The 14,675-nt window shown below is 72.1% G+C and carries 10 protein-coding genes; 5 read left to right on the top strand and 5 right to left on the bottom strand.

Annotated elements, in window-relative coordinates:
* The first annotated feature begins 23 nt into the window (after positions 1-23).
* The 4 genes from F4562_RS34275 (at position 24) to F4562_RS21985 (ending at position 4,581) form a co-directional block, all read left to right on the top strand.
* Positions 24-143: an ALQxL family class IV lanthipeptide gene (locus F4562_RS34275; RefSeq protein WP_221207637.1), complete on the top strand. Its 120-nt coding sequence runs from the start codon at positions 24-26 to the stop codon at positions 141-143.
* A gap of 222 nt (positions 144-365) precedes the next feature.
* The gene (locus F4562_RS34280) at positions 366-485 is read left to right on the top strand and encodes an ALQxL family class IV lanthipeptide (protein WP_221207636.1); all 120 of its coding nucleotides are present in this window, start codon (positions 366-368) and stop codon (positions 483-485) included.
* A 296-nt stretch (positions 486-781) separates the two neighbouring features.
* A complete protein-coding gene (locus F4562_RS21980; RefSeq protein ID WP_184545886.1) occupies positions 782-2,644 on the top strand; it encodes an ABC transporter ATP-binding protein in 1,863 nt (620 codons plus the stop codon).
* Positions 2,626-4,581 (top strand): ATP-binding cassette domain-containing protein, encoded by a 1,956-nt coding sequence (locus F4562_RS21985; RefSeq protein WP_311734200.1) that lies wholly within the window; start codon positions 2,626-2,628, stop codon positions 4,579-4,581. Before F4562_RS21980 ends, F4562_RS21985 begins: the two co-directional genes overlap by 19 nt.
* A gap of 490 nt (positions 4,582-5,071) precedes the next feature.
* Here the strand turns inward: F4562_RS21985 and sppA are convergent, their stop codons facing one another.
* Positions 5,072-6,772, bottom strand: coding sequence for a signal peptide peptidase SppA (gene sppA / locus F4562_RS21990; RefSeq protein WP_184545884.1), 1,701 nt, complete (start codon positions 6,770-6,772; stop codon positions 5,072-5,074).
* A gap of 30 nt (positions 6,773-6,802) precedes the next feature.
* Positions 6,803-9,022, bottom strand: a complete 2,220-nt coding sequence (locus F4562_RS21995) for a S8 family serine peptidase (RefSeq protein ID WP_184545882.1) — start codon at positions 9,020-9,022, stop codon at positions 6,803-6,805.
* 364 nt (positions 9,023-9,386) lie between these two features.
* On the opposite strand from F4562_RS21995, the gene F4562_RS22000 reads away from it, so the two are divergent.
* On the top strand, positions 9,387-9,929 hold the full coding sequence (locus tag F4562_RS22000) for a hypothetical protein (RefSeq protein WP_184545880.1): 543 nt from the start codon (positions 9,387-9,389) through the stop codon (positions 9,927-9,929).
* A gap of 108 nt (positions 9,930-10,037) precedes the next feature.
* Here F4562_RS22000 and glgB read toward each other — a convergent pair whose 3' ends face one another.
* The 3 genes from glgB to F4562_RS22015 all read right to left on the bottom strand — a co-directional run bounded on the left by glgB (position 10,038) and on the right by F4562_RS22015 (position 14,518).
* Positions 10,038-12,392: a 1,4-alpha-glucan branching protein GlgB gene (glgB, locus tag F4562_RS22005; RefSeq protein WP_246473507.1), complete on the bottom strand. Its 2,355-nt coding sequence runs from the start codon at positions 12,390-12,392 to the stop codon at positions 10,038-10,040.
* Between the two features lie 188 nt (positions 12,393-12,580).
* Positions 12,581-13,840, bottom strand: a complete 1,260-nt coding sequence (locus F4562_RS22010) for a copper amine oxidase (RefSeq protein ID WP_311734199.1) — start codon at positions 13,838-13,840, stop codon at positions 12,581-12,583.
* Positions 13,841-13,843: 3 nt separating this feature from the next.
* On the bottom strand, positions 13,844-14,518 hold the full coding sequence (locus F4562_RS22015; protein ID WP_184545878.1) for a hypothetical protein: 675 nt from the start codon (positions 14,516-14,518) through the stop codon (positions 13,844-13,846).
* Positions 14,519-14,675 lie beyond the last annotated feature (157 nt).

A 14,675-nucleotide genomic window follows, 5' to 3' on the forward strand; every position in this document is an offset into this window, starting at 1 on the left:
ATCACAAAGGAAAGGAAATCGCCATGGAGCTCGACCTCAACGCTCTGGACATGCTTCCCGCTGAGGAGGCTCAGCTGAAGTACTGCGAGTTCACCTGTGGCGAGACCACGAAGAACTGCCGTCGCAGCACCACCCAGTTCTAAGAGCCGCACGGGGCCGGGGGTGTGAGAGCACCCGGGGCCTACCGCATGCGGTGAGGTGTCGCGCGGCCCGTCCTCATCGGGCCGCGGGACACCGTTCCCGGTCGGCGTCCGGCTCTCTCCTCGGTCATCGGGGTGGGATGCCGGAGGCCGGCCGTTCATGGCGGGGCCGCCCACAAGGGGGCGGGTCACCCCGTCGATCATCACAAAGGAAAGGAAATCGCCATGGAGCTCGACCTCAACGCTCTGGACATGCTTCCCGCTGAGGAGGCTCAGCTGAAGTACTGCGAGTTCACCTGTGGCGAGTTCACGAGGAACTGCCGTCGCAGCACCACCCAGTTCTAGGCGCCGCGGCGGAGCCGGGGTGTGAGAGCACCCGGGTCCCACCGCATGCGGTGAGGTGTCCCGCGGCCCGTCCTCATCGGGCCGCGGGACACCGTTCCCGGTCGGCGTCCGGCTCTCTCCTCGGTCATCGGGGTGGGACGCCGGAGGCCGGCCGTTCATGACGGGGCCGCCCACACGGGGCGGACTCGTGCCGGGAGAGGACAACAATGTCAGACCGTGTGCCACATGTGCCGAGGGAGCAGGTGACGCACCGGAACAGTGACCGTCTTCTGGGCTCGGTGGCGCGTGGTGCGTGGATGCCGTTGACGGTGTCGGCGGTGTGCGCTCTGGCGACGGCCGTGGCCGCGCTGGCTCTGCCGGCCGCGCTGGCCGCCGCCGTGGACGCGGTTCTGACCGGCCGGGGAGCGCAGCGCGCCGCGACCGATCTGGCCCTGGTTCTCGCCGTCGCCGTCTGTGCCGGCATCGCGGACGGGATCGCCGAGGCGTCGGCCACCGCGTCGGCCACGGCGGCCCTGCGCCTGCGGCTGGTTTCCCACGTCCTCAGGCTCGACGCCGCGGGTGCCCGCCGCTTCCCGGCCGGGGAGCTGACCAACCGCCTGGTGAGCAACACCGTGACCGCCGGATACGTACCGGTGACGCTGCTCGGTATGGCGATCGAGCTGCTCACCTCCGTCGGCGGCGTCGTCGCGCTGTTCGTGATCGATCTGTGGGTGGGCCTGGCCTTCCTGGCGGGGGTGCCCGTCGGGCTCGTCGCCATGCGCGTGTTCGTCACCCGTGCCGCGGATCTGTACGGCCGCTACCAGGACGCGCAGGGCCACCTGGCGGCGCGGCTGACCGAGGTCCTGACCGGGATCCGCACCGTGCGGGCCTCGGGCACCGCCGGCCGCGAGATCACCCGGGTGCTGGCTCCGCTGCCGGAGCTGTCAGAGACCGGGCACGCCCTGTGGCGGGCACAGGCCCGCAGTGTGTGGCAGATCGCGTTGCTGTTGTCGTTGATCGAGGTGGTCGTGCTCGCCGTGACCGGGCTCGGGGTGGCCGACGGCCGTCTGGCGCCGGGGCAGCTGCTGGCCGCGGCCGGTTACACCACGCTGGGGTTGGCCCTGCTCACGCAGACCGATGTGCTGATGGAGGTGACCTACGCCCGTTCGGCGGCCCGGCGCGTCTGGGAGGTGCTGGCCCTGCCTGCTCCGATCCCCGGCACCCGCCCGCTGCCCGACGGCCCTGGTGTGCTCCGGTTCCGTGGTGTCACCGTGGTCCGCGAAGAGGGCCCGGTACTGGACGGTGTCGATGTGGAGATCCCCGCGGGAGCGCTGGCCGCGGTGGTGGGGCGTTCCGGTGCGGGCAAGAGCACGCTGGCGTCGCTGGCCGGCCGGTTGATCGACCCCGACCGGGGGCAGGTGCTGCTCGACGGTCTGCCGCTGACCGAGATCGATCCCGCCGTGCTGCGGGAGGCGGTCGCCTACGCCTTCGAGCGCCCGGTGCTGCTGGGCGAGGACCTGGCCACGGCCATCGCCTACGGGCTACCGGCTGCCGGCCCCGACACCGTCCGGGGGGCGGCGCGCGCCGCGCACATCGACGATGTGATCTGCCGTCTTCCGCACGGGTATGCCACCGCACCTGACGCCGCCCCCTTGTCAGGGGGAGAGCTCCAGCGGTTGGGCCTGGCGCGTGCCCTGGTGCGGCGGGCCCGGGTGACCGTGCTGGACGACGCCACCTCCAGCCTCGACACCGCCACCGAGGCCCAGGTGACCCGCACCCTGACCGAGGGGATGCGCGGGCGGACCCGGCTGGTGATCGCGCACCGGGTCACCACCGCGGCCCGCGCCGATCTGGTGATCTGGCTGGAGGACGGGCGTGTCCGCGCCATCGGTCCCCACCGGGAGCTGTGGGCGGACCCGGCCTACCGCGCGCTGTTCGCCGCGTCCGACGCCTCCGGCGCCATCGCCGTTCCCGAAGCGGCGTCCTCCAACGACGCCGTCTCCGGTGCCGTTCCCGCTTCCGGTCCGGCCGGTCCTGCTCCGGCCGGTGCCGACCCGGCCCGTAACGGCCCGACCGGCATCGGTCCGGTCGCCGAAAGGGCGGCCGAGCCCCGAACCGGTGGTGACACGGGCGTATCCGAGACACCCGAGACGGAGGACACGTGCCCCGCCCGCCCCTGACCCGCCCGGTGCCCGCCGCCGAACCCGCCTCCACCGCGACGGCGATGGCGGAGAGCCCGCCTGGCCGTCATGCCGGCGCCGGGGCGGGCCGTCTGCTGCGGGCGTTGCTGCGTCCGCGGCGACGCGCCTTGACCCTGGTCGCGGTCTGGTCGGTGGTCGAGGGGATTCCGGGGTTGCTGTCGGGGTTGCTCATCGCTGCGGCGGCCGACCGGGGTTTCCTGGCCGGACGGCCGGGGGTGGGTCTGGCCTGGCTCGGGGGCCTCGGATTCGCGTTGCTGGTGAAGGCCGTTGCCACCCGGGTGATGTTCCCGTATCTGGCCGCAGTGGTTGAGCCGTTGCGGGACGACCTGGTCCGTGCGGTGGTGACCACGACGGTGACCCGCGCCGCCGACGACACCGCGGCCCCGGATGCGGCTGCGGTGACCCGGTTGACCACGCAGGTGAGCCTGGTGCGCAACCTGGTGGTCGCGCTGTTGCGCAGCAGCCGTCAGCTGGGCGTCTCGCTGGTGGCGGCGCTGGCCGGGTTGCTGGTGTTGTCGCCGCCGGCCGCGGTGATCGTGGCAGTGCCGGTGCTGGTGGCGTTGGGGATGTTCGCCTGGTTGTTGCGGCATCTCGTCGCGCGGGAGCGCGTTTTGGTGCTGGCCGATGAGACGTTGACCGTGCGGGCTAGTCCGGTTCTGGCCGGGTTGCGGGATGTGGCGGCGTGCGGTGCGGATGAGCAGGCGTTCACCACGATGCGGGTCGCAGTGGCGGCGCAGGCGGCGGCGACCCGGGCGGTGGCGTGGGCCGGGACGGGGCGACGGCTGGTGGTGGCGATCGGTGGGCATCTGCCGATGGTGGTGTTGTTGCTGGCAGCTCCGTCGCTGACCGGTGGCGGTCATCTGAGCGCCGGGGAGATCGTGGGGGCGATGACGTATCTGGTGACCGGGCTGACCCCGGCGCTGGGTGCGCTCACCAGCGGTGTCGGCACCTGGGGGGTGGAACTCGCGGTCACCCTGCGCCGCCTGGCCGAGACCATCGCCCTCCCCACCGCATCCGCCTCCGTCTCTTCTCCGGTGACCGCCGTGCCCCGCCCGATCACGGCCGGGGACGGTCACGAGCTGCGCGCCGACCGGCTGAGCTTCGCCTACGCCCCCCAGGCCGCCCCGGTCGTGCACGAGCTGACCCTCACCATCCCCGAAGGCGAACACGTGGCCGTGGTCGGCCCCAGCGGCATCGGCAAGTCCACCCTGTCGTTGCTGCTGACCGGCCTGCGGCGTCCCATCGCGGGCGAGGTGCGGCTCGGCGGCGTCCCGCTGGAGGCGATCCCCGAGCGCGAGCTGCGGTCGAAGGTCGCGCTGGTGCCGCAGGAGGCGTACATCTTCGCCGGAACGGTCCGGGAGAACCTCGCCTACCTCTGCCCGGAGACCGTCGCAGACACCACAGGGACCACAGGCGCCACAGGGACCGCAGGGACCGCAGGGACCGCAGGGACCGCCGATGGTACGACGGCCGACGGCGCCACGGTGGCCACCGCCCTCGACGCGCGGTTGCGCGCCGCCGCCGACGCGGTCGGCGCCGCCGCCCTAGTCAACCGGCTCGGCGGGCTCGACGCGACGATCGACGACCCCGCCGCCCTGTCGGCCGGCGAACGGCAACTGCTCGCCCTGGCCCGGGTGCACGCCTCACCCGCCCGCGTCGTGATCCTGGACGAGGCCACCTGCCATCTCGACCCGGCCGCCGAGGCCCGCGCCGAGACCGCCTTCGCCACCCGCGAGGGCACCCTCATCGTGATCGCCCACCGCATCAGCTCCGCCCGTAGAGCTCACCGCGTCCTGCTCATGGACGGCGCCACCGCCCTCACCGGCACCCACGACGACCTGGTCACCCGGTCGGTCCTCTACGCCGACCTGGTCGGCCACTGGCAGGACCACGACCACCCGGTGACCAGGAACTGACCGCGACGGGCGGAGGGCCCAGCGCCCCGCCGCCCGTCGCGGCCGACAACCGGCTGGCCGTCATCGAGGACGGTCTTGCCACGACCAAGAGAGGAAACACGATGGAACTCGACATCGCCACCCTGGACATGCTGCCGGCCGAGCGGGAGACCAGGCGGGCCATCTGCATGGTCACCTGCAGCTCGACTCTCAACCAGCGCGTCACCGAGGCCTGACGGGCGTGATCGACGTGGCCTCCCGGGGCCGTCCCGAAGGACCACCCGTGTCACGGCACGCGGTCCGGCACGGAGGAACGTAGATCGAGTTCTGCCGTGTCCCGTCCGGGGCCGGCCTCGTCCGAGGTCAGGTCGATCTGCTCTCCACCGGCGGGAGACGCATCAGGAGCCGCCACTGGGCGGCACAACCGGCAGGGGCGCCGTCAGCGGCGCCCCTGCCCATGTTTCTCGTCACCGGCTGAGCCGGAGATCGATCCGGCCTTCCACCCTCCGGCTCAGCGGATCATCCACTGGCCCGGCAGCATGAGCGGCCCGTACGACGGCAGGCCGAGTTCGGCGGCGAGGTGGGCGACGGGGCCCCACGCCTCCAGCCGGACCTGGGCCAGGGCGGCGGCCTTGTCCTCGCTGGACTCCGCGGGACGCAGGCGCTCCAGCGGGTTCAGCTTCGGGTAGACCCGCACCGGGGCGTCGGCGGCCAGGCCCGCCTTCTTACGTGCCAGGGCCAGGGCGTCCTCCAGGCCGCCCAGCTCGTCGACCAGGCCGCTGTCGCAGGCGTCGGCGCCGGTCCAGACCCGCCCTCTGGCCAGTTCGTGAGCGCGCTCGCGGGACAGGCCGCGTCCCTCGGCGACCTTGTTCACGAAGTCGTCGTAGACCCGGTCGAGCCAGGCGTTGACCCGTGCCCACTGGGCCTCCGAGAAGGCCTGGGTGGAGGAGAACATCCCGGCGTTGGCGCCCTCTCCGACGGTCTCCGAGGACACGCCCATCTTCTCCAGCAGTCCGCCGATGACCGCCTTGCCGCCGAACACGCCGATGGATCCGGTGAGCGTGCCCGGCTGGGCCACGATCAGGTCGGCGGCCATGGAGACCATGTAGCCGCCGGAGGCGGCCAGGTCACCCATCGAGATCACGATGGGCTTGCCCGCCTTGCGGGTCAGCACGACCTCGCGCCAGATGGCGTCGGAGGCCACGTACGAGCCGCCGGGGCTGTCGACCCGGAAGACGACGGCCTTGACGTTGTCGTCGTGGCGGGCCGCGCGCAGCGCCGCGCAGATCGTGTCGGAGCCCATCGCACCGCCACCGCCCAGCGGGCTGCGTCCGCTGCGGCCGAGCCGGATCGCACCGCTGCCGCGGACCAGCGCGACGGTCTGCCCACCCGGGTGCGGCAGCTTCCTGGCGATCGACTCCTTGGCGTAACGGCCGACGTACAGCAGCCTGGCGTCGTCGCCCACGGACCGCTTGAGCTCGTCGTACACCTCGTCGCGGTAGGCCATCCGGTCGACGAGCCCGGCTTCGAGGGCCTCGGCACCGATGAACGGCCCCCGGTCGATGAGTTCGCGGACCTTGGCCGGGTCGATGCCGCGTCCCTCCGCGATGCCCGCGACGACCTGCTCGGTGACCGACTCGGTGATGCGGCTCATCGACTCGCGGTGCGCCTCGGTCATGTGGTCCTGGGTGAAGGTGTTGGCCGCGGTCTTGTACTCGTGCCGCTGGCCGAGCTGGTACTCCACGCCGAGTTTGCCGAGCGCGCCGCGCAGGAAACGCTGCTCCATGGCCACGCCGGTCAGCCCGACGTCACCCGACGGCTGCAGGTAGACCCGCTCGAACGCGGTCGCCAGGTAGTAGGGGACGGTGCCGGCGCCGAACTCGCCGAAGGTCTCGGCGAACGCGACCGTCGTCTTGCCCGCGGCCCGGAACAGGCTCACGGCCTGGCGCAACTCCTGGACGACCGCCAGTCCCAGCGGCTGGGTGCCGATCTTGACGATGAGCGCCTTGACGCGGTCGTCCTTGCGGGCGCGCTTGAGCCCGGACAGCACGTCGCTCAGGCTCGTCTTGCGCATCGCCATGATGGCACCCAGCGGGTCCGCCGGGGGACCTTCGGTGAGGCCCTCGGTGAGGTCGAGTTCAAGGACCAGTGGAGCGGTGCGCCGCTGCCGGAACCGGTCGACGGTGTCGATGATCACCTTGGTCGCGTCCATGCCCCTCACCCTAAGCGACACATTCCGGGTTCATGCCGCGCGTTTGGCGTTCACCTTCTTTTTCAGGAGAGAGGTATACGTAGCGGAAGTCGTGCCCTTCAGACGCTTCTGCTCCGCCCGGGTGAGGACCTGCTTGAGCGTGGCGTCCTTGCCGACCTTCGCGGTGAAGTTGACCCCGCCGTGGGCCCAGTTCAGCCAGGCGGCCAGCAGTTCGCTGTCCAGCTTGGCCCGCGCGGTCTTCTTGGCCGGCTTGAGCACCCGGTAGGCGGTGCCGAGGGTGGAGGCGCGAGTGAGCTCGGGGAAGACCTTGCTCGCCTTGCCCACCATGCCCAGGTAGCAGCTGAGCGTCGCGTCCGGAAGCGTGCCCTTGTCCCGGGCGACCTCCGCCGCCCACTGGGCCGCGGTGAGTGTCTTCGGCGACGTGCCGCGCGTGCACACCGCCGCCGGTGGTGCCGCCGCCGGCGGCGGGCTCGCGGTCACGGTCACGGTGACGGTGACCGTGGGCAGCGGGACCGGCGTGGGCTCCGGGTCGGTCGGCGTGGCGGACGGGGAGGGGCCCGTGCTCGGCTCTGGGCTCGGGTCGTCGGCGGGGTCGTCCGAAGGATCCTCTGCGGGGTCGTCGGCCGGGTCGTCCGGGGTGGATCCGTCGCCCGGGGCCGGGTTGTGGGTGACTCCCGGCGACGGGTCGGCGCCCAGCATCGCCGCGTTCAGGTCCAGGCGCGGGGTCGTCACGCCGGCGTAGGTGATCGGGCGGCCCGCAGCCTTGAGCTTGTCGACCAGCGCGTCCGGAGACTCGGGGAACTTCTCCGCCATCAGCGCCAGGGCACCGGCGACGTGCGGGGCCGCCATCGAGGTGCCGCTGTAGACCTGGTGACCGCCGCCCGGCGCCGCGGAGTCGATCTCAAGCCCGGGGGCGAACAGGTCGAGCGCGGAGCCGTGGTTGGACCAGGAGGGGACGGCGTCGTCGTCGCCCGTCGCGGCCACGGTCACCGAACCGGAGAGGCAGCCGGGCGCCCCGGCGGCGGCCACACCCTCGTTCCCGGCGGCGGCGACGGCGGCCACGCCCTTGGCGCGCAGAGCCTCGATCCGCGCCTTCAGCTCCTCCAGCCCCGGCTCGGCGTCGCATGCCCCCTCGAAGAGGCCGCCGCCGAGGCTGAGGTTCACCGCGACGAGACCCGGCCGGCTGTCCTTGAGCTTCGCGACGTGGTCGAGGGCCTGGAGGAGGGAGGACTCGTAGGCCGTCAGGCACACGCCCCCTTCGTCCGCGCAGTCGTTGACGCGGCTGAAGACCTGGATCGCCACGATCTCCGCCTCGGGTGCGACGGCATGGGCGATGCCCGCCACGTGCGTGCCGTGATCACACAGGTTGACCCCGTTGTGGACGCAGGCGGGGGTCTCGGCGTCGGCGGAGCCGGGGCCCGTCGTCTTCCCCTCGGGGCACAGCGACTGCGCGCCGGAGTCCGTCGCGGAGAAACACGCCTCGTCCACGACCTTGCCGCCGAAGTCGGGGTGGTCGCCGTCGATCCCGGTGTCGATGATCGCGATCGTCCTGCCCCGTCCGCTGATCCCGGCGGCGTGCGCCTTGTCGGCGCCGACCACCTGCAGGCCGGAGGCCAGCGAGGCGGGGGAGAAGGTCCGGTCGCGCCGGATGGAGCGCACCCGGGGGTCCTCGGCCAGCTTGGCCAGGGACTCGCCGGTGGCCTCGACGACGATGAACGAGGTCTGCGGCGGGGCGGCGACGAGCTGCGCGTCGGGCAGCCGCTCCGCCTCCCCGGCCACCGGCGCCGCCTCCACGGGGTTGGCCAGCTCGACGATGACCCGGGCCCCGTCGTCGTCGGCGGCGAGCCCGGTCTCGAGCTTCGGCGCCGGCGGCGGGGTGGCGCCGTCCGCGGGCGGGTCCTGCGCGGGTGGGCTCGCCCCGTCGGCGGGCGGTGCCGCCCCATCGGCGGGCGGGTCCTGCGCGGACGCGCTCGCGTCGTCCGGCGGCGGGTTCTGCGCGGGTGGTGGCGCGCCGTCCGCGGGCACCGGTTGCTCCTGCCCCTGTGCCGGGGCGGGGGCCGGTCGCCCGGGGTTCCCCGCGTTCTCCGCCGGGGCGGTGGTCGGGCCCGGATCCGCGGTGGCGGGAGGAGCCGGCGCCGGGCTCGGGCTCGCGGTGACGGCGGGGAGAACGGGTGGCTCCTCGGCCAGGGCCGGTACGGCGGGAGCCATGGTGAAAGCGATCACCATGGCCGCGAGGGCTCGAAGTCGCACACGTCCTCCGGGGAGATCAAAACGGGCGATTCGGAGTCTAGGTAGCCATATGGTCTCGGTGAAGACCTCGTCGTGAATTCGGAGGATCTTCGCAGAAAATGCTCGACCCCCCGCGGCGTGACGCACACGGAGGGCCGAGTGGGGCAAATATTACTCGAGGCCGCCGAAAGCGCGGTGGCGAACCCCCGTCGACGGCGGTGCCGGTCTGCCGGAGGGCCACCCGGGGTGGCGAGCCCTGTCGGCGGCGGTGCCGGTCTCCCGGTGAGTCACCCGCCGGGGAGACCGGAATCCGCGCTGCTGGAACGTTCCCACCAGTGGGCGGACAGACTCCGAGGCAGGATCATGACCCTCTAGGATCAGTTTCATGATCGTTAACCTTGCGCTCAGCGCCGCGCTCGTCCTGACCGGAGCCCCCACGGAGACCGCCACCAAGACGGTGTCGTTCCGGGGATTCAGCATCCAGGTCCCGGCCACCTGGAAGGTCGACAAGGACCGGGTCGGCAACCTGTACGTCAACACCGGCTTCTGCCCCAAGAACGCCTGGCGGTGCGCCGGCTTCTCCATCGGCGGGCCCTCGGACATCAAGACCGCCTACGAGGGCGGCCCGTACCGGCCGAGCGAGCCCTACCACCCCAGCAGCGACATCGGTTACTGCCCGCTCGACAAGCGGTACGCCATCGACCTGCCGCCCGCCAGGCCGGCCAGGACGGGCGGCGCCCCGTTCGGCACCGGTCACAAGGCGCGCTTCACCGAGTGGCCGCTGAGATGTATGACGGTGACCGGCAAGGCGACCTCGCTCACCTACACGCAGCGCATCTGGCACCTGTCCGTGGAGAAGGTGATCGTCGTGGACGAGTGGAGGACGCCCGGTCTGGCGGGGATTCTCAGCAAGGCCGTGTGGAGGTGAACGGAGCGGTCAGGGCTTGCGAGACCGCTCCGTACCGGGGATCCCGCGGTCGGTGAACCGGGTGTCCGGGGCGGGCCGCCGGCACTGAATCCCTCAGCCGGCAGGCTTTCAGGCCGGCTCGGCCTCCCGGGGGTCTTCCGGGTGCTCTCCCGGCCTCGGAACCCCGAGCTCCGTCCTGCCGGGCCCCGTCACACCCGCCTCCGTCACGCCCGGTTCCTCCCCGGCCCGCCCGTGGGCCAGTTCCTCGGCGATGATCTGCTTCTCCGCGGCTTCGATGATCTCCACCGCCCGCTCGTCCACGGCGGCCTCCGGCGCACCGGCGTGCCGGAGCCAGAGAGCACCCAACGGCGGGACGCGCAGGGTGGCGGAGTACGGCAGGCCGTGGTGGGGCTCCTCGACGGCGTCCACGGCGCCGAGGTTGCCCACGCCGCTGCCGGCGTAGTCGTAGGCGTCGGTGTTCATCGCCTCCTCCCACTGACCCGCGTACGGCAGGCCGAGGCGGTAACCCTCGTGCGGGGCACCGGAGAAGTTGACCACGCAGGCGACGGCCGAACCGTCCTCCGCGTAACGGAGGAAGGAGAACACGTTGCCCTGCGCGTCGTCGGCGTCGATCCAGCGGAAACCCTCGGGGGAGGCGTCCACGCTCCACAGCGCCGGGGTCTCCCGGTAGATCCGGTTGAGGTCGCGCACCATCCGCTGGACGCCCTTGTGCAGGTCGAAGTCGAGCACCCACCAGTCGAGCCCGCGCTCCTCCGACCACTCCGAGCCCTGGCCGAACTCCCCGCCCATGAACAGCAGCTGCTTGCCGGGGTGGGCCCACATGAAGGCGAACAGCGCGCGGAGGTTGGCGAAGCGCTGCCACTCGTCGCCGGGCATCTTGCCGAGCAGCGACCCCTTGCCGTGCACCACCTCGTCGTGCGACAGCGGCAGCACGAAGTTCTCCGAGTACGCGTACATGAGGGAGAAGGTCAGCTGGTGGTGGTGGTACTGCCGGAAGACCGGCTCGTGCTTCAGGTAGGCGAGGGTGTCGTGCATCCAGCCCATGTTCCACTTGAACCCGAAGCCGAGCCCGCCCAGGTGCGCCGGCCGGGAGACGCCCGGCCAGGCGGTCGACTCCTCCGCGACGGTGATGATGCCCGGCGCCTCGCGGTAGGTGACCGCGTTCATCTCCTTGAGGAACTCCACCGCGTCGAGGTTCTCCCGGCCCCCGTACTGGTTGGGGGTCCACTCGCCCTCGCGCCGCGAGTAGTCGAGATAGAGCATCGAGGCGACCGCGTCGACGCGCAGCCCGTCGATGTGGAACTCGCGCAGCCAGAACAGCGCGTTGGCCACCAGGAAGTTGCGCACCTCCCTACGCCCGAAGTCGAAGACGTAGGTGCCCCAGTCGGGGTGCTCGCCGCGGGCCGGGTCGGCGTGCTCGTACAGCGGCGTGCCGTCGAACCTGGCCAGCGCCCAGTCGTCCATCGGGAAGTGCGCGGGCACCCAGTCGACCAGCACCCCGATGCCCGCCCGGTGCAGGCTGTCGACGAGGTACCGGAAGTCGTCCGGGGTGCCGAAGCGGGACGTGGGTGCGTAGTAGGAGGTCACCTGGTAGCCCCAGGAGCCGCCGAACGGGTGCTCGGCCACCGGCATGAGCTCCACGTGCGTGAACCCCATGTCGGTCACGTACTCGACCAGCTCGGTGGCCAGCTCCCGGTACGACAGGCCGGGCCGCCAGGAGCCGAGGTGCACCTCGTAGACGCTCATCGGCTCCCGCAGCGCGTCGGCCTGCGCGCGCCGGTTCATCCACTCCTCGTCCTGCCAGACGTGCTGTGGCCGGTCGACCACGGAGGCGGTGGCGGGCGGCAGTTCGGTGCGCCGGGCCATCGGGTCGGCCTTGGCCCGCCAGACCCCGTCGGCGCCCAGGATGCTGAACTTGTAGCGGTCGCCCTCGCCGACTCCGGGGACGAAGAGCTCCCACACCCCCGATCCGCCGAGCGAGCGCATGGGGTGGGCCGTGCCGTCCCAGTGGTTGAAGTCTCCGATGATCCGGATGCCGCGGGCGTTCGGTGCCCACACGGCGAACGCGGTGCCGTCCTCGTCCTCGTGACGCATGACCCGCGCGCCGAGGACCTCCCAGAGCCGCTCGTGCCGCCCCTCGCCGATGAGGTGCAGGTCGACCTCGCCCAGGGTGGGCCAGTGCCGGTAGGGGTCACCGGTCTCGTACGGCTCGGCGCCTGGATAGGTGACGCGCAGCCGGTAGTCGGGGATCTTGTCGAGCCCGGGGAGCGTCACCGCGAACACCCCGTGGGCGAGGTGCTTCATGTCGTGCGGCACGCCGTCGACCACCGCCTGGACCTTCTCCGCCAGCGGCCGCAACGCTCTGACGGTCACGCCTTCCGGCCCTGGGTGCGCTCCGAGGATCGAGTGCGGGTCGTGGTGCGCGCCGCCGGCCAGGCGGTCGAGGTCCAGGTGCGCGTTCATTGGTCTCTCCCGTAGATCGATATCCCCTACCCTGCCCTACTCAGGCGCTACAACCCATGCCCTTGTCCGCTATCACCATGCGTGTTGGGAAAACGTGCAGATATGTGGAAGAAGAATGTCCTGATTGTTGCGCTCTATGCGTTGCGGAGGTTCTCCCGTCCCGACGGGGTGCCGGTGTTCGCCGGAGGTCAGCGCGGGTTCTTCGCCGTGACGTCGCGGGGGGTGATGCGGAACCCCTGCCAATGGGTCGGCATGGGGTCGGCGTCCTCGTCACGGGCGACGTGGTGGAACCCGACGTTGACCCAGAGGACGGGGTCGGTGAGCCGTTCGCCGTTGACGTAGCGGTCGACGGAGCGAGCGCACCGCGGGGACGGGTTGGCGCTGGCCAGCCGCTCGCAGGAGCGGTAGTCGGTGACGTAGACGTCGGCGCGGGTGAACGCCTCGTCGGCGGGGCCGCGGTACTGGGCACTGTCGGAGTTGTTGATCTCCCAGGAGACGCGGTGCCGGTCGGCGTTGCGAACCTTCCGGTCGACCACCCGCCACCAGCGCATCGGCCCGCTGACGGCTTTGGCCTCCTGAGTGAAGACGGTCCGCTTGATCTTGCGCTTCGCCGTGCCCGACCCGGTGAAGTCGTACTGCTCGACGACGTCGTCGGCCCGGCCCGCCACGTCGAAGTCGAGGCGCCAGAAGACGTTGTGGGTGTGGCTCGCCTCGAAATCCGTGTTGCCCACCCCGATCGGCCAGCCGTGTTCGGGGGTGGTGGTGAACCCGGCCAGCGACCCGGTCGCCCCGACGCGCGGCGTGATCGCGCCGTCGTCGGAGAAGGCCCACTCGGCGAGGTAGGTGTACCAGCCCACCTGGAAGGCGGCGAAGACCACCAGGTCGCTTCCCTGCGCCGAGGTGTTCCCCAGCTCGGGGTCCGACTTGAGGTAGGCGTGGCCGCGCGCCCGGGTCGTCACGCAGACGAACTGCTCGCGGCGCTCGCCGAGCGGGCAGTCGGCGGCCCGCAACGGGATGGCGGCGTGGCCCAGCGCCCCGATGTCGTGGTAGCGGGGCTCACCCCTGTCGTACGGCACGTGGATCTGGGCCAGCGCGGTGCTGCGCAGCACCGCGGCGGGCCGGCCGCCCCGCGGGGTGTAGACGACCTTGCTGAGGGTCAGGCCCTCGACGGTGCGCATCTCCCAGCAGAGCTGCCAGCGTGCCCCGTTCGGCAGGATCTTGTCGATCAGGTACGGCGCGCTGCACGGCGCCGCCGGGGCCTGTGCCGCGGCCCGTGCGGGGGCCTGCCCGGCGGCCGGTGCCGGGATCCGCGCGGCCGGGGCGTGGACGGCTGACGCCCGGGCGGCGTGGGCCGGGGCGTGGACGGCCGGGGTGAGGCCGCCGGTGAGCACGGCGCAGCAGAGGACGGCGGGAGCGAGGGAGGTCAGGGGGGTGCGGTGGGGGGACACGGGTCACCACTCCAAGGTGTGGATCTTCTTGGCGGACAGGTCGACGACGATCCGGCTGGTGTCGAGCCAGGTGCCGTCGGGCAGCCGGACGAACAGCCGCAGACACCGGTGGGTGTCACACCGCCGGGCCGGGCCGTCTTCGCCGGACGGTGTGAAGATCAGGCCGCGTAACCCCAGGTCGGCCGCGGAAGTGAGGCGGCGGCCCCCCGCCCTGGCGAACGCCTCGCGCACGCCCTTGCCGTACTCGCGGTGGGTCAGCAGCAACTCGGCGGCGGTCGCCTCCTCCTCCTTCGACGGCGGGGGCTGGACCCCGCGCGTCACGGTCTCCCGTACGACCCTGCCCCGCCCCAGGTCGACGGTCCGCACGATGAGCCGGTCGGAGCCGTAGTCGTACAGGTAGGCGTCGGCGCGTCGGCGCGCCGGGGTGTCCTTGTCGTCGTCGCGCTCGACGTAGAGCAGTTCGACGCGTCCGGCCGCCATGTGCGTGCGGGAGCCGGCCGACGCGATCGCGGCGGCCCGGGACACCTCCTGCCCCGTCAGCGGATCCTCCGGCGCGGGTGTCCGCGGGATCACCCCTGCGGCCTGCGACCCCTGCTCGCCGGGCAGGAACAGCACCGCTCCGGCGACGGCCGCCGCCCCTGCCCCCGCGAGCGCCAGCATGACCAGTCTTCGCCCCATGAGAGCCCTCTTTACTCAATGTTGACTTTCCATTGCGAAGGGTAACCAGCGGCTCGTGTCGGGGCAGGCGAAAGGCGTATTGCGCTCTTGGTGCGTGTTGCCGGGTTTCCGGGGCGGAGCCGCGCGGCACGCCCCGGCGGGGGGCTTGTCCCGTCCA

The organism is Streptosporangium becharense (assembly GCF_014204985.1).
Classification (GTDB): domain Bacteria; phylum Actinomycetota; class Actinomycetes; order Streptosporangiales; family Streptosporangiaceae; genus Streptosporangium; species Streptosporangium becharense.